Annotated in this window: 20 protein-coding genes; all 20 read right to left on the bottom strand. The window is 37.7% G+C overall.

All coding sequences use genetic code 11. The features are described from left to right. Positions 1 to 8 precede the first annotated feature (8 nt). On the bottom strand, positions 9 to 611 hold the full coding sequence (locus tag B153_RS0134075; protein WP_026262664.1) for a hypothetical protein: 603 nt from the start codon (positions 609 to 611) through the stop codon (positions 9 to 11). Positions 612 to 669: 58 nt separating this feature from the next. After that, entirely contained in the window at positions 670 to 2,148 is a 1,479-nt protein-coding gene (locus B153_RS36405; protein WP_063672894.1) for a capsule assembly Wzi family protein, read from the bottom strand. A 36-nt stretch (positions 2,149 to 2,184) separates the two neighbouring features. Continuing rightward, the gene (locus B153_RS0134065) at positions 2,185 to 2,721 is read right to left on the bottom strand and encodes a UpxY family transcription antiterminator (protein ID WP_020601248.1); all 537 of its coding nucleotides are present in this window, start codon (positions 2,719 to 2,721) and stop codon (positions 2,185 to 2,187) included. A gap of 118 nt (positions 2,722 to 2,839) precedes the next feature. Next, positions 2,840 to 3,991 carry a non-hydrolyzing UDP-N-acetylglucosamine 2-epimerase gene (gene wecB / locus B153_RS0134060; RefSeq protein ID WP_020601247.1) on the bottom strand — a complete coding sequence of 384 codons (1,152 nt, stop codon included), beginning with the start codon at positions 3,989 to 3,991 and terminating at the stop codon, positions 2,840 to 2,842. Between the two features lie 13 nt (positions 3,992 to 4,004). Further along, complete coding sequence (locus tag B153_RS0134055) at positions 4,005 to 4,418, bottom strand: VanZ family protein (RefSeq protein ID WP_020601246.1); 414 nt, start codon at positions 4,416 to 4,418, stop codon at positions 4,005 to 4,007. Between the two features lie 16 nt (positions 4,419 to 4,434). Further along, positions 4,435 to 5,190 carry a hypothetical protein gene (locus B153_RS0134050; RefSeq protein WP_020601245.1) on the bottom strand — a complete coding sequence of 252 codons (756 nt, stop codon included), beginning with the start codon at positions 5,188 to 5,190 and terminating at the stop codon, positions 4,435 to 4,437. Continuing rightward, on the bottom strand, positions 5,190 to 6,275 hold the full coding sequence (locus B153_RS37075; protein ID WP_020601244.1) for a DUF354 domain-containing protein: 1,086 nt from the start codon (positions 6,273 to 6,275) through the stop codon (positions 5,190 to 5,192). The genes B153_RS0134050 and B153_RS37075 overlap by 1 nt, the downstream gene beginning before the upstream one ends. Further along, the gene (locus B153_RS38780; protein ID WP_020601243.1) at positions 6,272 to 6,763 is read right to left on the bottom strand and encodes an acyltransferase; all 492 of its coding nucleotides are present in this window, start codon (positions 6,761 to 6,763) and stop codon (positions 6,272 to 6,274) included. Before B153_RS38780 ends, B153_RS37075 begins: the two co-directional genes overlap by 4 nt. Before the next feature lie 23 nt (positions 6,764 to 6,786). After that, positions 6,787 to 7,821, bottom strand: coding sequence for a lipid II:glycine glycyltransferase FemX (locus B153_RS0134035; RefSeq protein WP_020601242.1), 1,035 nt, complete (start codon positions 7,819 to 7,821; stop codon positions 6,787 to 6,789). Positions 7,822 to 7,844: 23 nt separating this feature from the next. After that, positions 7,845 to 9,179 (bottom strand): phenylacetate--CoA ligase family protein, encoded by a 1,335-nt coding sequence (locus tag B153_RS0134030; RefSeq protein ID WP_020601241.1) that lies wholly within the window; start codon positions 9,177 to 9,179, stop codon positions 7,845 to 7,847. 12 nt (positions 9,180 to 9,191) lie between these two features. Beyond that, the gene (locus B153_RS37460; RefSeq protein WP_083928285.1) at positions 9,192 to 9,587 is read right to left on the bottom strand and encodes a serine O-acetyltransferase; all 396 of its coding nucleotides are present in this window, start codon (positions 9,585 to 9,587) and stop codon (positions 9,192 to 9,194) included. A gap of 147 nt (positions 9,588 to 9,734) precedes the next feature. After that, a complete protein-coding gene (locus B153_RS0134025) occupies positions 9,735 to 10,667 on the bottom strand; it encodes a glycosyltransferase (RefSeq protein WP_020601240.1) in 933 nt (310 codons plus the stop codon). Between the two features lie 15 nt (positions 10,668 to 10,682). Beyond that, entirely contained in the window at positions 10,683 to 12,098 is a 1,416-nt protein-coding gene (locus tag B153_RS0134020) for a glycosyltransferase family 39 protein (RefSeq protein ID WP_020601239.1), read from the bottom strand. Positions 12,099 to 12,102: 4 nt separating this feature from the next. Continuing rightward, positions 12,103 to 13,209, bottom strand: coding sequence for a glycosyltransferase family 4 protein (locus B153_RS0134015; protein ID WP_020601238.1), 1,107 nt, complete (start codon positions 13,207 to 13,209; stop codon positions 12,103 to 12,105). Continuing rightward, a complete protein-coding gene (locus B153_RS36395) occupies positions 13,206 to 14,177 on the bottom strand; it encodes a glycosyltransferase family 2 protein (RefSeq protein WP_020601237.1) in 972 nt (323 codons plus the stop codon). Before B153_RS36395 ends, B153_RS0134015 begins: the two co-directional genes overlap by 4 nt. 4 nt (positions 14,178 to 14,181) lie before the next feature. After that, positions 14,182 to 14,982: a glycosyltransferase family 2 protein gene (locus B153_RS36390; RefSeq protein ID WP_020601236.1), complete on the bottom strand. Its 801-nt coding sequence runs from the start codon at positions 14,980 to 14,982 to the stop codon at positions 14,182 to 14,184. A gap of 20 nt (positions 14,983 to 15,002) precedes the next feature. Beyond that, positions 15,003 to 15,908, bottom strand: coding sequence for an FkbM family methyltransferase (locus B153_RS0134000; protein WP_020601235.1), 906 nt, complete (start codon positions 15,906 to 15,908; stop codon positions 15,003 to 15,005). Positions 15,909 to 15,957: 49 nt separating this feature from the next. Further along, positions 15,958 to 16,923 (bottom strand): glycosyltransferase family protein, encoded by a 966-nt coding sequence (locus tag B153_RS36385; RefSeq protein WP_020601234.1) that lies wholly within the window; start codon positions 16,921 to 16,923, stop codon positions 15,958 to 15,960. A 4-nt stretch (positions 16,924 to 16,927) separates the two neighbouring features. Continuing rightward, on the bottom strand, positions 16,928 to 18,724 hold the full coding sequence (gene asnB, locus B153_RS0133990; RefSeq protein WP_020601233.1) for an asparagine synthase (glutamine-hydrolyzing): 1,797 nt from the start codon (positions 18,722 to 18,724) through the stop codon (positions 16,928 to 16,930). Between the two features lie 24 nt (positions 18,725 to 18,748). Beyond that, positions 18,749 to 19,879 carry a glycosyltransferase family 4 protein gene (locus B153_RS36380; protein ID WP_083928282.1) on the bottom strand — a complete coding sequence of 377 codons (1,131 nt, stop codon included), beginning with the start codon at positions 19,877 to 19,879 and terminating at the stop codon, positions 18,749 to 18,751. Positions 19,880 to 19,896: the final 17 nt, after the last annotated feature.

Raw genomic sequence — 19,896 nt, 5'->3', positions numbered from 1 at the left:
CGTATCTATCAAAAATGCGCTTCCAGACCAATATTTCCGGTTGTCGTTACGCCTAAGTTCACTCGATTCACCTGCGACAATGTTTTGATAGGGCCCGGTTTGGCGTTATAGATCGTAATGGAGCTAGCGGTATAGTCATTCGCAAGTTCTATCAGACACAAACCACCCACGAAAAGCCCCAATCCGGCCAACGTTTTAGGCAAACTTCGCTTGATGTAGGTAACCTGCTCATCAGGCGGTCTGGGATTGGTAGCCGTTCGTTTACCCTTTATTGTTGCGGTTAGCTCATCCCCTTTAAGGCCCATATAGCCAATTATGAGCCCTGCTAATGAAACGACTGGTCCAACAGGTTTTAATCGGTTCCCCCAACGAAATCGAGTCAGCGCTCTGGGTGTCGATTGTAATAGGCTAACGACAGCCGTGTTAGATAACCGTTCACCGTTCTTGTAAACCAAGGTTGTAAGAAGCTTTCTTCGGGCAACCAGCAGATCGATCGAATCTACTTTGGCCGGAATGATTGTATCCGTTGGCATGACACCCTGACTAGGGCCAGTATACGCCAGGGTAGGCATGGCCGCCAGTACGATTGAAAAAATGAGGATAAACTTCATACAGAATCTTCCTGCAACATGGCCCAGAAATAGAGTCGGGAACATACCTGAAATACGGTTAGAAAGAACGTTTTACCAGTAAACTTAAGCCGACATTTTCCTTAAGCACACCCGCGTTATCGTAGGCCAGATTAGCGGTAAATGTATATCTTTTAACGGGAGCACTAATTTGTTGCTGAATTGATGTCTGTGTATAGTCCAATGGTATATTATAATTACCTAGATTATGGCTAAACGAAAGTCGAGTCAACAGATCGATCTGCCTAATCCGGCTTTTTACACCTATAGTAACGGCGTTAACGCGATTATTTACAATACGATTTGGGTTTTTATCCAGTGTTTGTGGCAAGCCAGTAGTATAGCGTAAAGGCATAATAAATGGTGTACCGATTGTCTGTCCCTTATACACCCAGCCATCAATATAGCGTCCGTTATTGAAGTAATCTTCCGCCCCCCGCAACTGAGCAATAGTCGATCGAGCAGATGTAAACGGCCCCCCTTGGTTCGAAGTTTGTAAATACTCGATTATAATTTTAAGAACTCCACTGGAAGCCTGTTTGCGCGTAAAAGAAAGGCCATGTAGACCATCGGAAATATTATTCAAATAAAACAATGCCCCTGCCTCATAAATTGACTGTTTATAGATAAACCATTTGTATTGATCCGTCTCGTACTCTAATCCTACATCGATCGTTCCCAAGTGGTTACCAACCCGGTTCCCTCCCTCTGCCGATGCGCTTCCATTTTGGATGACAAGCGTATCCAGCGTATATAAAGACTTACCGCTCACAACAAATAGATAACTTTCCCAGTCCGTTCCATATTCAGTTATTATTTTCCCATTACTAACACGCGGATATAAGAGGCTGCCGCCCCATTGCACCTGATGATTGAAGCCACCATAGAACTTAAAACGCCAACTGGGTTTACCCAGACGAACGTAAAGGCTTTTTTGGTGTAAGTAATAATTTTTAACCGAATCATCTGTACCAAACCAGCCATGTGCATAATTACCTTTCACAGCAATCAACCCATTTTTAAGTATAGGTGTGAAGTTGGGAATGGACAGTTCAACTTTAGGCATGGGCAGCGCATTGCCCGACCAGATGTACGAGCCTGCACTAAGTGAGGAATCGACCAGCCCTATAACTTCACGTCGTCGGCCAGCCGAGAACTCAAACGCGCCATAGCGCACTTTACCATAAAGCTCTGCGAGTAGAACCTGATTGACTTTACCGGCATTCAAAACGGCTCTGATTCCGTAGCCATACGAAAACTTCCCCGTTCCTTTTTTTCGGTAGATCAACGGTTCATACTCTTTTTTGGCTTGCGCTCTAAGGGTAAAGCCGTTCGACTCCAACGGCACCTCGCCGTACTGGTTCGAGCGTATCCAGAATGGGTTACTTTCTGTCGTCGACAGATACGTACCAGCCTCTACCTCATAGCGTATTTTTTGACGAACAGTCTGAGCATAGGTTATCTGACTCATCAGCAGACAGACCGATGCAGCATACAATAGCCGTATAGTTTTAGGCATACAGAAGAACCAAAAAGAAAAAGAAGGGCCGATCAGTTAATAAACGGGCTGTAATTTTTGCATCGCCAGAGCGAACAATTTGCTCGTTTTTATCTTTTCAACCTTGGTTTTACTAATATCAATGGCAATGAACATACTGAGCGAATCGAGCTTGATCATCAATCGTTTGCCATTGGCCGATACTACCTCGCCTTCCTGATCCATAAAGGCTCCGGAGGTAATTTTGAGCCGATCAGCCGCATCGAAATTCACGACTTCCAACGAATCATGATCAAAGTCGTTCAGCATATCCCGGATCAGGTCAATTTCTTTGGGTTTCACAATGGCTGGTTTCTTAAGCCAATGTAAATACCCGACCACCCCAGGTACACCGAATACGCTGGCCCGCTCATTCTCTTCCAGATGAACAAAGCAATACGAACGAAATAACGGCTCTTCTACGATCTTGAATCGATCGGACCATTTGCGTTTAACTTTTCGGAGGGGGCAATAGACTTGGATACCTTTCTGAATCAGACCTCGAGCGACAAGCTTCTCCGATCTGGATTTGGTGTAGAGTACAAACCAGGGCATGATAATTCAATTGAGTAGTTTTCACAAGAAAGTAGAGAGAAAGTGAAAAGATTAAGTCAACCATAACACCCGTTGTTACAGGCGAGTTAAAAAGAAGCATTAAATATACTAAATGTTCTCATTTATGATAATTACTCACTAAAATATTAATAATTTCAGTGGCGGCATCCCCATCTCCGTACACAGGTTTGAATACAACAGGGGCAGTCGTATCAAACTGATCGTAGGCTTCCAGAATTTGCTGAGCATCGGCATCACAGAGCCGGGCAGCCCCCTGCTCAACAATCTCGACCCATTCGGTTTCGGCCCGCAGAATAATACACGGTTTTTTATAGAAGTACGCTTCTTTCTGTACACCTCCCGAATCCGTAATGATCAGTCTGGCCTGTTGCTCCAGTTGGGTCATTTCCAGAAATGAAGCAGGTGGTATCAACCGCATCCGCTGATTGGCCCGAATAGCCTCCTGCAAGTCTGGAGCCAGTAAAGCCTCAATCTGCTTTACGGTACGCGGATGCAATGGCAGCACGACATCGACCGAATGCGTTACAGAGAGAGTTTGAAGCGCCTGAAAAATAGCATTGAGCCGATCGGCATCATCCGTATTGGCATTCCGGTGGACTGTTGCCAGCACAAACGATCCGGGCGTTAGCTGTAACTGCTCCAGAATCGCTGTTTTTTCGGCGGCAATACTGGAGAAATACAGGCTATTATCATACATAATATCGCCCACATTGAAGACAGCCGGATTATCGATCGTATAGGGAGGTGAGTTATCAGTTCGAAACCCTTCCTTCACTAAATTAGCAACCCCGGTTTGTGTAGGAGGAAACAGGTACGTTGCCGTATGATCGCTTACAATCCGGTTGATTTCCTCGGGCATTTTTTTGTTGTACGAACGCAGCCCCGCTTCAATGTGCACAATAGGCACCGAGGTCTTGGAAGCCGCAATGGCACCCGCTAAGGTTGAGTTTGTATCGCCGTAAATAATAAGATAATCGGGTTGTTCAGCAACCAATATCTCTTCGATACCGGTGATCATTTTAGCCGTCTGAACCCCATGTGGCCCCGACCCTACTTGTAGGTTATAATCAGGCTTCGGAATCTGTAATTCCTCAAAAAACACCTCCGACATTTGCCGATCATAGTGCTGACCCGTATGGACAATAACTTCCTGTATACGGTCTTTATACTGGTCGCGAATAGCCCGACTGATGGCCGATGCTTTGATAATTTGCGGGCGGGCCCCAATAATGGTGAGCAATTTGATCATGCCGTGTCCTGGGTTAGCCTTTTTGCGTGTTCATTCCTGCTTTCTCCCAGAGCCAGAGAAACAGGAGCCCCAGACCTATACCAAGTGAATTAGCCAAAAGATCATTAATATTGAATGTCCGGTAGGTCAGCGGCAGTTGTAGGTATTCGCAGAAAATGGCGAAAGAGAGACCTCCTACCCCTACGGCGAGTTGTTTACTTTTAGGTGTCGTAGCGATTGCCCACCCCCACCAGACGAGTATGATCCAGGGAATAAACAGAACCGCATGCGAAATGTAATCGTAGCGTATCTGCAATACGTAATTGTCGTTCAGCTTTCCCAGAAACTGGTCTTCTCCATTAATAGGCAGTGTCACCAGTAACAGAATCAAAACAGTATAAACTATCGCCAGTTTTTTATAGAGCGATTGGTGCTTATCTAAAGTCATCTAGCTTTCTGGCGGCTCATTCTTTAATGAAGAAGTATTGTTTTACCAGATTTTTCACATTCTGGCTGATCAATTCTTTAGTCCATTGCCATGGATCATCATTCCAACGCTGCGGATGGAACGTAAACATCATTTGATCTGGCAATTCGTTACTGCGAAGGGCGGCAATAATCTCATCGGTTGTGCGAAACCTATGTCCAAACGTTGAATCAACTTTATCTCGAACACTCACTTTTTCACCATCCCACCGTCGTCCCGTATCGGTGAAATACGCTACTTTGCCAAAGTCAATGTCAAAATAGGGCTCGCCCAGTATGCCAAAATCGCGGTAGGAATACGTTTTCCATAAGTCCTTCGAGTCATATTTTGACATCGGGCTTCCATGCATACAAATGGTCGATACTGGAGCTAATTTTCGAAGAGCCGTTAAATTTTTCTCAAAATCTTTTATAGCAAGGCTCAAATTTCCATTGCAAGTCGTCAGGCATTCATAATGGTAACCAATTTCATGGCCTAATTCTGAAATTCCCTTAATTATATACTCATTCCAACTTTCAGGAACAGCCCGAAAATAATATACGCCTTTAATTCCTCGGTCACGCTGAATTTTAGCAAACACCAGCGAATTACTTGGAAGCAGGTCTACATCATGTCTGAGAATGATGGACTTGTTTGATATATGTGCTAAAGACTCACTAAACGATTGAAACGAATAACTACCAGAACGTATCGAATCCAAAAATTCGGTATATTTAGTTACAGTAAAGTCCATTAACGGAAATTATATTGATAATCAGGATTATCCTTCATTATTTTTTTACTGATGGGGTAGTTTTTGTAGAACCAGAGAAAAAAAGCTGTCACATCAATTTTACTAGATAACATTATTTGTCTTTGTTCTTCATATCTACTATGAATTTGAGAGTCATCAATATATTCATTTATGGTCTTGAACAATAGATCCTCATCAGGTGGTAGACCTTTTGTAAGGCCATGAACATTTTCAAGCTCTTCTAAAACACTAATCCTGCCAAAGAAACTATTATACTTAATATTAGGAGTTCCTAAGAGAGCTGCTTCAACAGTCATACTCTGGCTATCTCCAATAAAAAACGAAGCATTGTCTAAAAAGTGATGTATATTCTTCTCATTTATTTTTAATTTAAATTTTTGAAAATCAGATTTTAAAGGTTTTTCAGAAGAAATAAATATATTATATTTTTTGAAAAGAATTATAAGTTTCTTCAAAGTTTCTTCAGAAATACCTTTAGCATTAACGTCATGATATGCATTTAAGCTCACCAAACGAAAAAGTATATAAGGCTTATGGCCTACAGTATTTGTCACTAATTCTGAATTACTTTGAAACCTATTTGGATGTAAATAGGCTAATTTATGATAACCGGCATATCCAATTTTTTTAAAGGAAAAAATACCAACTTTTGTAGGGATAGGTGCAAGAATAGTTGAAATAAAAGGGTATGTAATAATACCTTGTAAAAAGGTGTATGTCATATCATCCTCAGCATTAAATATACTGGGAATTCTTAATAAAAAGCCTACCCAGCTTATTTGAGTAAGGCATCCAATTAATATATCTGGTTTATACAGCCGGCAAATAGAGAATAACTTAGCCGTTGATTTGAACAACTTTTTACCTTTAAAAAATAAACCATTCTTTATATCTAAGGCTGCTACAACTTCAAATTCATATTTCTCGTCTAAGAGTAATTTTCGTAAAATATCTTTATCACTAATAACAATTTTAACAGAATGGCCTTCATTTAATAGTTCTGAAATGGTATATTTATAAAGATGAAAATGAGCTGGATGACCTAACGCGAATAGAAATCTCATAAAGCTAATTTATCTATTATTTTGATAGTTTTAGCAGGTACCCCTGCAACTACGTGATAATCTGGCACATCTTTTGTCACCACAGCCCCAGCAGCAACTACCGAGCATGATCCAATAGAGACATTTGGAAGGATAATACAACCAGTTCCGAGCCAGCAGTCGGCACCTAAAATCACTTTACCTTTAATTGGCGAATAGTAAGTAGTTAAATGAGACCAATTTGCGTCTGAGGCCAACACTATAGTAACTCGAGGCCCAATTGCAACTCTATCATTGATTACCAGACTACATGAACTATTTGAATTCATCATTGAAATTAAAAAATCAGGACCAAGGTAAACATCCTTTCCTATCGAGAACCCACAGCCTCTAAGTGCCCAAATTCTAACTTTATTTAGGGGAAAAGACGAAGCAATCCAACGATAAATTTTAATCAAAACTTTATCAAGAAAATTCGTATTGTAATTATTTAGATTACCGTAGGACATATTATGGAAGATATTCTTTAGTCTTATTTATATATTTTATTTATTATACGTCTTAAAAGATTAAATGAACGTACGGATATTTTATAAGCTAATGGGTAGTTGATCCGCGTAAATCTTCCATAATTAATTAACTCACCTCCAAATTTAAGTTTATACTCTCTAACTCCATATGGGATATTAGGCTTACCAGCTCCACCAAAGTCAAAAGTATTAATATTATGTTTCTTACCCCACATAAATATCTCCCATGTTAGTAAGTAATTGGGGTACTTATCAAAGTAATTTTGAAATGCCCCTGTATAGTACTCATAGATCATATTATTTGAAACCACACATAACATGCATGCAATTGTTTCATTATTATATTTTACTTTAAAGTTCTTTAGTTCATTTCCTCTTGTTGAACAATTTAACATATTTTCAAAATAGACTAAACTTGGTAGTGGCAACTTCGCTCTCTCATATACTTCTTTTAGTATTTTGTAGCTATCTTTTAATGAGGATATAGTAGTATCTTCACTAAACTCACATCCTTCTTTAATTGATTTTTGAATATTCCTCTTAGCATTTGTCTTCAAAGATTTTCTCAAACTTTCTTCATCCTTAGAAATATCAACAAGAATATTTAAATGTTCTTCAAATACTATGTTCTTTTTAGCAAATATTTCTTTATTTTTTGATTGGTCAAACAGATTTCTAAACTCAGAGTAAATAGGTAAAAACCTCTGTTTAATATAAACGTCTAATATTCTTATAAGTGCTAAAGAATTATCCTCTTTAACGACTGGACCTCCAATTATAATATCTCGACTAGACATAAATTTAGCAAGCGGCAACCGAATAAAGTTCTGTCGTACATATAAGAGTACTCCTATCAACTTATCATCATCAGAATACAACAAAATATACGTAGGCTTCTTATTGGTAGTTTGTAAGCAGGCCATAAAATAGGAAGGCGACTGAAAGAATGTAGTTGCGGAGCCATATTTTAATAAGAAATCATTTATTTGAATTTGGCAGTTTTTAGTTAAGTTAGAATTTATAATATCAATCTTCATATTTTTTTGTAGAGGAATGAAATTTATTCGTTTATAATAAATCGACGCTTATTATTACAAAGCAAAGGAATGGCATCTACAGTGTTGACAAAAACATTTGAACCAAATTCTTTTGCCCAATAATTGATCAAATAATTTTGAATGTCCAAATTGTATGCCTCATTTACAATTAGATTAAAACAAACCTCATTAGTCTTAGTTTTGATCACTTGAAATTGCTCAATAGATCTTTTTAGGTTTTCATTAGAGCTAAAAAAAATTGTAAACTGGTGGACAATAAAGTTCTTTCCATTAGGCATTATCAATGTTTCATTTTCACGTCCAATAATTTTATTAATTCGCAAATGGCTGCGCCCACAAGCACAAGGTGTTTCATCTACTTCAACTAAATCTTGAGTGTCGTATCGGATAAAGGGGTAGGCTAAATTCCAAAGATCTGTAGTTATCAATCGACCTATTCCTGACTTAATAAGTGTACCATTGGAATCAAGTACCTCCGTGATTCCATATTCTTCGGCAGAGTGATAACAAGTGTGAGTAGGACATTCAAATACACAAGAATTCCCCTCACAGCTGTATGAATCAAATATCTTACAACCAAATGCAGATTCAATTTTAGCTCTTACCTCAGGAAACAACATATTTCCGGTGGTTGCGATTGCTTTTGGGGAAAACATGTATTCAGGATGTGCCATCTTGTAGTTGGCTAAAAAGAGTAGTAGGTCAGGATAGCAGCGAATAAAGGCTGGTTGGTAGTCTTCAAAGATTTCCAGTACAGATCGAAAAGTTTCATCGTTCATTGGATCCACTGAAATGTATCGGTTACTGCTTACTGCATCCTGAATTTTTTTGATAATTGATTTTCTCTGATTGCCACTCAGTTTAACGTATTTGTCACCAAGTTGAAAACCCATATCAAACCACCCACGTAAAATGGCAGCTAGATTTACAGAATAACTTTCCTTTGTCGACAGATAATGTAAAGGCTCTCCAGTCGATCCACTCGAAGCACGGCTTTTAATTAACTTTTTGGGGTAAGCTTGCGAAGTAAATCGCTCAATACCCTCTTTTTTGAGAGTTGATTTTGAAGTGACGGGTAGTTTAAGTAAATCATATTTGGTTTGTATATCCTCCGGCAACAACCTCAAATCATCAAAAAGATCACGATAAAAAGGCACATGTGCATAAGCATGCTTGACTAATAATTTTAATCTATTATGCTGAAATACATCTAATTGTTCTCGACTCCAATACTTGCTTTTTTGCAGGAATTTTAGGTGTTTACTTACTGATTGTCCCGTTACCACATCACTAAGAGGTAAAAAGATATTCTCCTGTATAAAATGGTTTCTTAGCACAGAAAGTAAAGATTAAATTTCTCTTCTTATGATACGTGGCTTATGTGATACCACTGTGCAGTTATCAGGTATATCTTCTATTACTACGCATCCCGCGCCAATCCGAACATTATTCCCAATTACTATCCCTCCCACTATCTTAGCCCCGGCTCCAATAATGCAATTATCACCTATACTAGGAGACCCAAATTTTTTTGAAGTATTTACTCTATTTGAGCCAATTGTAACGTGTTGATATATTGTACAGTTTTTCCCAATCTGAGAATTACTTGATATAAAAATACCCTGTAGATGAACGAATTTTATAGGTCCTTCTATTTTACACCCTAAGGGGATATAACTACCATGATTGATCAGAAATACTTTATAAATAGGGTAAAGTAGACGCCTTATGAATCTATTCGACATTTTACTTCGTATAACATTAAAATCTCCAGCATATCCAAGGCTTAGTATTATTTTAAACATAACTAATTGAAATAACTATTCTTAATTATTTTTTAACTATTTGTTTTTATCATATAACTCAAGAACTCAATAAATTTTCAATCAGATTTATTGAATATTATTTTTATATAATCCAACAATTTTTTTAGCTATACTAATACTATCTATCTGTAAATATTTTATTCGCTTTAAACCTTCTGTATTATTTATTAATAAAGCTCTTTCTACTAATGTAGAAAGCTCATTTTCATCAAACTTAGTAGAGATAAAAGCGCCTTTAAGCCCTGAGAGCAAATAAGCTACATCGCCAACATTAGTACATACAATAGGGCAATTAGCAGCCATGGCTTCTTTGATGACGTTGGGCGAGCCTTCAGATAAGGAGGTTAGCATCAGTACATTTGCGGCCAGCATATATTTTACCACTTCCTCGTGCGGCTTATTAAAAACTGGGATTAGGTCTATATCACTGCGATTTATGGCATCGATTGATGCTCGGCAGAGTGGGAAATTCTTCTCAATCCGTTCAGGATCTGAGACAAAAATTACTATTTTTCTATCTTTAGCCAAGCCTAGTTCTTCCCTTAATTGAACTCGGGACAGAGGTAGATTAAATTTTTCAATTTCAACACCATTGGGAATTAAATGAGCAGTAAACAGGCCAATCTGTCCGCGCATGCGCTCTGATTTCACAATGACCTCCTGCCAACGGTACTTTGCAAGAAAACGGACTAAGTAGTATTTACCCGTATTTTTTCGAAATGTGCCCATTAACGAGACGATTATAGGAATTCCAGTGGGTGCCGCTAATGTGGCCAAGAATCCGCAGAGCGAATAATGAGCATGAATTAAGTCGTACTGATTGTGCCGAAGTACATTTATTAGCGGCAACCAATGGCTTATATAACCCCACCACCCTTTGCCAGCCACTGTGAAATAGTCAATATCTACACCCTCACGCCGAATGGCTTCACCCTGGTTTAGAATAATAGGAGAAATGCCGTCTTTTTTATTCCCACTACTGACAAAAAGCACTTTCATCTATTGTGTTCTTTATTATAAACCACTTCGACCGGCAATCTTGAAAATATTCCAGGCTAAAATAATAAGTGCTACCAGAGCAAGATAAGGTTGATAAAACTTGATGTGTTTTCGATCAAGTTGTGTAACACCAAAAGCGGCTAGTATGATTATTACTGGCAAAATCGGCATATGAAAACGCTCAGCAAGAGCGAACTTACTTAAAGCCAATACTGTCAAGTAGCTGAACAAAAAGGAAAGGAGAAGCATATGTTGTCGACTTTGTCTACGTTTCCAAAGTGTCAGTAATCCGATAATAAGGAAAAATACATAAATATTTCGCGTATAATATCCTCCATTAAGCAACATTTGATTCTGCTGAGTTTCAATATTTATAAGTGTAGGAAAGGGGGCTATTAAAATTAGGGGGGCAAATATGGCAGTTTGACCGTATTTAGCTAAACTATTGCCTATGGGGCTTTCAGAACGGGCAATCATTGAGGCTCGTTGATTAGTGTCTCGGTCGCCCCAATAGCGAGTTATTTCTGCTTCAATCCTGCTACCCTGTAAAAATAAACCAATTCCTATCATAATGACCCCAAAAGCTATTTTTCTTGGTAAGGTAATTCTAACACTCTGACTGGAATATAATAAAAAGCCAATTACTAGTGAAGTCATAGCTGTTGCACCCAGCACTGTGCGAAAGAAAAACAGGGACAATCCTAATATAATCGTCGTGGTGAGAATAATGGTATTAAATTTCTGTTGCCGGATAAGCAGGTCAGCTCGTTCTAGAAAAAACACGGTAAGAAATACCATTTCAGTCTCTTTCACATGTAAGCCACAATAATAAATCAGATTGGGCGAGAGTAATGCCAGAATACCCGCTATTCTTCCCGCATTTTCTCCGAAATTACGAACGCACAACTTGTATACTAATACACAGGTTAGAGCACCGAGAACTGCTTTGATCAGACGCACTAAAAAAATATTGACTCCTACCAATGAGTAGACTGCCGTCAAATACACCACATAGCCTAAATCTGAATAATTCCCTTTAATGTATTCCAGATAAATAGGCAACTGATTATTTTGGAGCAAGTCAATAAGCCAGATCGCTTCTTCATGGTAGCCTACTGAATCAGCAGCTCCAAACTCAAAAGGTTTACCAGTCGTTATTGTATAAAAAACAAATATGAATACCGCATATAGCATGCGAATCGTTAGCGCTGTTCGGAAAAGCTTTCGCTTAAAAAGTATTGGTGTAAATGCACCCCACCTTTTCGTAAGCAGATTAGAAAAATAAAAGAAGCTAAATACCTCCACTATGCCAAACATTACCCAACGAAATGGAAGAATATTTTGTACAAGTGCTCCTGAACAGATTATTAGTAGTAGTACATATAAAATAATAGCTTTTCTTGTAAAATATTTAGGCAGAAATGTCGTCATAACTCTAAGTATTTAATAGAGATGTATAGATCGTACTCAGACGTTGTAGATATTTCTGGATCGAGTAATTTTCTTTTACAGCCAGACTATTCTGCTGAGCGCGTTCGCGGTACTTAATCTGGTTTTGATAGAAGTCAATAAACTTTTTTAGGAGGTCTGATTCATCTCTTGATGTATACAAGGTAGCCCAGTTTCCCTCCTGCGTTACTTCTTTCATTACTTCCCAATCATTAACAAACACAGGGGTTCCACTCGCAATGGCTTCGACTACGGCAATGCCAAATGTATCATGCGCGGTTGAATAAATAAATGCATCGAGCGCTGGCAATATGGCTGGAACGTCCGACCGGCTCCCCATAAAAGTTACTTGCTGAGACAACCCATGCGTTTGACAGTAGTCAACGCACTGCTGGAAAAATTCAGGTTCAGATTTGGAAGCGGCCCCAATAAAAACAAAATGAAACGGGATTGCTTCCCGTTTAAGCAAGGTCAAAAATCGACAAATTGTCTGTTGGTCACGTCCAGAGGAGAAATTACCTACTGATCCCATCAACAAATAATCCATTGGAATTCCTAGTTCCTTACGCAACGATTGGTCTGGCTTGACGTTAAATTTGCTAAAGTCCAGACCATTGAAACAGACCAGGCTCTTTCGTATATCTCCGAAACGCCTAAGATAGTGTTCACGCTGGCTTTTGCTGACAAAGATCACCCGGTCGGCATACGTAATAGCTAGTCGGCGAAGTGCGGCTGACAGTTTATCGTCAGCCACTCCATGACCATGGAGACTAAGGATAACTCTAGCGGGCATGCCCACTGTGGCTAAGATCGCATACACTGCATCAATAACCTGATGAGCATGCAGTATAGTAATTTTTTTATCCTTTATCTTTTTTCGTAGCCGAAACAAATAACTCACATCAACGGGTGATTTGAGTACTAACTCAATCGTTTCCACTCCCGAATTTCGAAAATCAGCAGCTAAAGTCCCCCCTTTGCGGTGAATAAGTATCATATTCAAACCCGCATGAGCCGAATTACGAAACATATCCAGGGCAAGGGTTTCTGCACCTCCCCGGTTAAGCGATCCCATGAGGTGAGCAATCTTCATGGACTTTTTAACGATTTTCTCAAGGATTGTTTCGCATTTGAACCAACTTTTTTCCCTCGAAAGTACAGCTTTATTAGCGATTTTGGCCAGGTATATATCCGTTGATAATAGCGTGGCTGCTTACTGAAATCTACCTGCTCTAAAATAGCCGCCACTTCAGGAGAGTAATCATTTCGCAGATAAAACTTCAATAGTCCCCGCACCTTTAGTCCATCTAACAATCTTTTTAAGATCGGATTAGTCTGCTCAGCTTCGCGAAGGAATTCCAGGTTAAACAGAAAATGTTCTTGCAAACGCCAACGCTTGCCTCCCAGCGCCCTATCTGCAGGAATAACGTCCTGATTGTAAAATGCCAGCGGTTCATTAAGATAAGCAACAGGGTACGCGAGTGCAATTCGAACCCATAAGTCGAAGTCCTCTCCGAATTTCAGGTTCGTTTTAAAACCCCGCATTTCCTCGAACACCGATTTACGAATCACTACAGAAATAGACGTTAGCGGCATCCACCAAGCATACATATAACCAACGAAATAATCAAAGTAACCAGCAAATCCAGATGGTTCATGATTTATTGAACATTTCTGCTTACCATTTTTTACCCAAAAATACTGGCACCCATAAATTCCAGCAGCTGGATGGGAAACAATGAGAACCGCCATCTTCTCCAGGAATGTAGGATCCCACCAGTCGTCCCCATCCAGAAAAGCAATATATTCGTGCTGCGCCATCAAGACGCCATTGTTGCGTGAGGCTGATACTCCCTGATTTTTTTGGCTTATTATACGCAATCGGGAATCCCGAAAAGACTGCACTACATTCAGGCTATCATCCGAAGAGCCATCGTTGACAATGATTAGCTCGAAGTCTACATATGTCTGCTTCAGTACAGATTCCACCGCTAGTTGAATGTACGAAGCTTTGTTGTAAAGTGGTATGATGACTGAGAACATGATATTCTGTTCTATCATACCATTAGTCCTTACTAAATTTTTCCCATTGAAACAGAAGTCTGTCCAAAAACCATAACATCTTCTGCGCCCAGTTATAACGGGCTATCCGCTGGTATTGTCTGATAGGCTTGTAATAACGTTCGAAATCTCGTAGGAGATTGGCAGGCAGAACTTCCTGCAACACCATGCTTCGCTCTGCCTTCTCTATACTTTTTTGCTGATTGCTAATGCCACCCATATCGAAGTTGACTACATCAACATCAATGTACTGCACAGTCTCTCCGTTCATGCCAATGGCAATTAAATAAAATTTCCAATCTGCCACGATTTTGAGGGATTCATCATAGCGACCATAGATATCAAAAAGAGAACGTTTAAGATAAGTACAAGCATGGTTGAGTGTACCGCTGTAGAAGGTAAAAAGTGAGTCTACCGCAATTGAGGTATTACGATAAGTGCGGCCGTTAGACCAATGCTTGATCAGATTTCCGTAAACGATACTGCTGCTATTTAGCTGGCTTAGCATAAGCGAGGTTGTATCAGGAGATACAAGCGAGTCTCCTGAATTCAGAAACTGACAGTACTCTCCCTGCGCTTTCGCAATTCCTTTGTTCATAGCGTGGTATATTCCTCGATCTGGCTCACTAACCCAGTAATTTATTCGATCCTGATATTCCTCTATTATTTCTATGCTACCATCAGAAGAACCACCATCAATAACCAAATATTCTATTTCAGACGTAGTTTGTGTTATGACACTCTTAATAGTTTTAGCTAAACCCTCTTTATTATTAAAGTTAATAGTTATAATTGAGAGTTTCATTAAGAACTAAACAATTCTGATTAAACATTTTCATGCAAAAGGTTTTGTAGAATTAACTCTAAAGATTCTTTTTTAAAAAGAGGATAAAAAATATAATCGTTAAATTTAGAACTTTCTTTAGTCCATTGCTTAACATCAATTTCATCTAATAGCACATAATTAACAATCTTACCTTTATTAGTCGACTGCTCTAATTGGGCAATACCATAATTTAACGAGCTAAGCATTGTGCATAAGCTTTTCACTTTCTCACGAGTAAACGCTTCAGCTTCAGTGCTATGAATGTCCAAAACCTCGCAAAAAATAAAAGGTTGATTATCAGTTATAGCTCTTTCCATTCCTTTAATAACCTCATATTCAGCCCCTTCAACATCAATCTTAATAATTGATATTTTTTCTTTTAATTGAAGTTCGTCGAATGTAAGTGCTAAAATGCGCTGTTTTTTTGAAAAGAAATTAGGTCTAAGCTGAGGAACAATAGATGCTCTGGAATCTGTTTCATAATTTAACTCCAATAAAAGATGTTGCATTTTATCATTTAGAGCTAAATTATAAACATCAGTCTTTTGGTAATTATTTATAGCAATTAATTCATTTAAATAGGAACAGCAAATAACATTTGGCTCAAAACCAATATAATTAATCCGTTTATCGATTGTTTTTATAGCTATTAGTGTTTGCCCCACATTCACTCCTACGTCTATAAAAGCGCCGTATTCAATTGCCAAAAGATGTCTAGTTAATTCTGTTAACCAGTTTGGCGCTAAAAATAAGTTAGCATATCCAATACCTTTAATTATAGGAATGTAAACACTTTTGTCGTCATAAATTATTTTCAATCTAAAATTTACAATTGGAAGCAAGTTGATCTTTTTTATCAATTTCATAAAAAAAATCTTAATTGTTCTATTTCGTTTAGTTTGCATACTAATAAGGCGTACAATAATTTACTCCTGGGTTAACACTACATTAGTACTAATTGTATATTTTTCCTTTTATAAGGAATGGCGGCTTTAAGCTGACAATCAGGTTAGCTCTATTTATTATTTTCTGCCACAAAGGTCTTTTCTTTCTACAATAAGCACTATAAAAAATATTTACGATACGCTTATCTTCATATAAAATATTAAGGAATTTGTATTCCCTTTTTTTATTCAATACTTCATGTTTTAAATTTAAATGTGTTCCCGAATTCTCACCACTCCCATCTAATCCAATATTATTGATAAATGATTTAGTAGGTACAATGGAGATAGCATGATTTGCAAAATGTGCCAACGTAAACTGGATTGACCATATATTGAGTTTACCTTCTTGCTGTAAGTGAAGCATTTCATATACATCATCCCCTCCTCGATTAAAGGCTTCTTGGATAAATTTATTGTTTTGCATTTCTGCATATGATTTTACTTCCCAATCAACCTGATTCCATCTATCTACCCACGTAGCCCATCCCCAAGATGAATTTCTTAAACTTACAAATACATCATAAGTATAGTCAACTGGAAAAGGCATTTTGGTTGGTGGTAAGCAATATCCACTTATTGAAAAAACAGATTTACGATCTTCATAGAAATCAAGTGCATTATTCATATACGTCAGAAAGGCAGGAGAACTAATAAGATCATCTTCCATTACTATAGCTTTCTGATGTTTCTGGATTACTTCTGTTACGCCTGATTTTATTGATTCAGCCAACCCTTTGTTTTGATCCGATTCAATAACAACTACGTTTTTGCACCATTGCTTAGCGTGAATTATAGCTCTGACATCTTCAATAGATTTTAAATTTTCTTCATCAGCATTCGCTTTCGGTCCATCGGCATATATATATAATGTACTTTCACCAGCGAGGTCATTTTGTTGAAGTGCTCTTAGTGTTTGCTCTGTATGCCAGGGCCTATTATATACAAAAAGTATTATAGGAGAGAGGAGGGCCAATGTCTTATTTTTTATTAATGTATAGGGATAATACTCTATCAGCTAATATTGAATTGTAAAACTTGTAGTCTGATTTGATAGATTTGTATTGATAACTATTGACCACCTCTTTGATAAAGTCGTTGGGTGGTGTAAACCCTTTTTTAGGGGCATCAAGTATATAATCTGGAACAATTCCCCTTAGAACCTCTTTAAGGAAGTACTTTGGATTATCTGAGTTATATTTAATTTCAACTGGGAGAGAAGAAACAAATTCTACTAATTTATAATCAAGCAGGGGAGAGCGAATTTCAATTGAATTACCCATACCTTCTCGATCAGCAAGATATAAATAGGCCATGGTCATGATATTATCAAAACTAAAATCATAAACTATGTCTATCTCTTTACCAGGTTCTGTATTTCCAAATGCCTGGTATAGGTTTACGTCTGAGAAAGAATGGTTTTGATCTCCATATAAAAAATAGGCTTTATCAGCAAACTTTTTATAATCTGCATGCATCCAATAGCATATAGAGCTATCAGCAATTTTTAGTGGATGTCCTGCGTACAATATATATTTCCAATTTTTTAATATAAATTCTAAATATTTCTTCTTCTTATTATAACCTTTCCAGGGGAATAAAGCCTGGTGCTGTCGATGTAAACGTAAAGATTCAGCGAGTTTATTCCAGTAGGGATATCCATAAAATAACTCATCCCCTCCCATACCGCCTAACAGTACTTTAAAGCCTAAACTTTTTACTTTCTTATATAATGCCCATTGAGCCAGAGCAGCACTATCAGTAATAGGTTCGTCTATATGCTCTGTAAATTCATTGAAACAATTTTTAAAATCTGACTCATCAAGCTCAACCTCATGATAAATAAACCCTTGCTCCTTTGCAAAGCGTTTAGCTACTTCTCGTTCATCAACACTATGATTACCTTTATAGCCAGCGGTTATAGTATGCACTTCTCGACCCTTCTCTTTGGCCAAAGCAGCTATAGCACTGGAATCTATTCCACCACTAAGCATAACTGCCACAGGAACATCGCTACGCAAGCACATATCTACAGACTCGCGCATAAGACGTAGCGTTTCTTCTTTGGCCTCAGCTAAGCCACCCATAAATCGATCAGTATGATCCCGTTTCCAATACCTATGTTTTTGAATACCAGTTTTATTTATAATTAGATATTGCCCAGGCTCAATCCGTTTAATCTGATCAATATATGTATCACTTTTACTTGTTGGAGCTGTGTAACGTATGGGAGCTGCTAGTTGTTCTAACAAAACTTGTGGTTGATGAATGTAATTCTTTAAAATTGCTTTGAGCTCACTACTGCACACTACACCACCCGGTACATGAGCATAATAAAGTAATTTTTCACCAATACGATCTCTAGCGACAAAAAGTTGTTGCTTTTGAGAGTCCCAAAGACAGAAAGCAAACATGCCTCGAAGATGTTTCAGACAATCAGTACCATATTCTTCATACAGATGTAAAATAGTTTCGGAGTCACTATCTGAGCTAAATACATGACCTTTACTTAATAAATTATTACGTATTTCAAGATAATTGTAAATTTCTCCATTACAAATTAGAACTAAAGTTTTATCCTCATTAAATAATGGTTGTTTCCCTTTAGTTAACCCTATAATAGAGAGTCTAACTTGAGCCATTGCACAATGTGTATCATTCCATACCCCTTCATCATCTGGTCCCCGATAGTACATCTCTTGGTTCATTGCGGTCATTTTTAGTATGTCCGCATCAAGCAAACTTTCATAACGATATACAGCAGAAATGCCACACATTATTATATTAATTATAGCTATTGATTATAATACACTGCAAATTACTTCGTAAACATTACGAGAATTCTGCTCCTGAGAAAAATTGGCCTCAGCAAATTTCCGAGCTTGAATACCCATTTTTCTCATAGACTCGCTGTTATTTAAAAAGTATTCAATATAATTTGCCAGTTCAGTAGAATTAAATAATTCATATAAGAAGCCGTTCTCACCCATCTTGATTAATTCCGGATTAGCGCCTGAATTACTAGCAATTACAGGCATACTGTGTAACATATATTCTATACTGACCCGTCCAAAAGCTTCATCTCGCGAGGTAACTATACCTAAATGCATAGAGTCTAATAAAGCATGGACATTTGATACATGTCCATGAAACTGACAAAAGCTATCTAAATTATTTTCCTTTAAAAAGGTTTTTATCTGTGTTAAATAACTACTTTGTGCAGTACCAATAAAGTGAAGAGTAAAATTTGCGTACCCCCTATGTCTTAATAATAAACTAGCGCGTAAAATGTCCATTTGATTCTTCTGAGAAGATATAACACCAACTACGGCTATGTTCATATTCGTCATTTTGGTAAAAGAGGGAACACTGCAATTTAATGACAAGCCATTGTAAATTCTTATGACTCTATCATGTGGCAATAAAGGGCTATAATATCTCATGAGGTAATCAGAGATAAGTATATATTTTTGGGCGGAATAAATAAAAAAAAAGGCAGCAAAACGCTTGCCAAGGGAAAATTTAAAATTGTAAGAATCCATACTTTCTCGAAAATGCCATATATGTGGACAATTTAATCGAGAACTAATAAAGTAACCTAGATTAATAACAATTGAATTAGAGTAGACTGCACCTATATTGTAGTCTTCTAACATGGCTAAAATGGCGTTAATTCGGTAATAATTAACAATTTGTTTGCGTATGTTTAATAAACACTTATAAACTCCACGTTCAGAATTAACCCACCAATAGAAAGGAGAAACTATATATTCAATTTGATGCTTTTCAAGAAATTCGCAAATAGCGCCATGACTAGGTAATAAAACTAGAGGAGTAAGCTTATATGTACTACGCAAATCTAGTAGCAGACTGCATAGAGATTTATTAGCACCATACATTGAAGAATAATGGGTAATAAATAATATTTTCATTATATTAATTTAATATA

The sequence above is a fragment of the Spirosoma panaciterrae DSM 21099 genome (assembly GCF_000374025.1).
GTDB lineage: Bacteria > Bacteroidota > Bacteroidia > Cytophagales > Spirosomataceae > Spirosoma > Spirosoma panaciterrae.
This window is presented reverse-complemented; position numbering and strand designations above follow the sequence as displayed.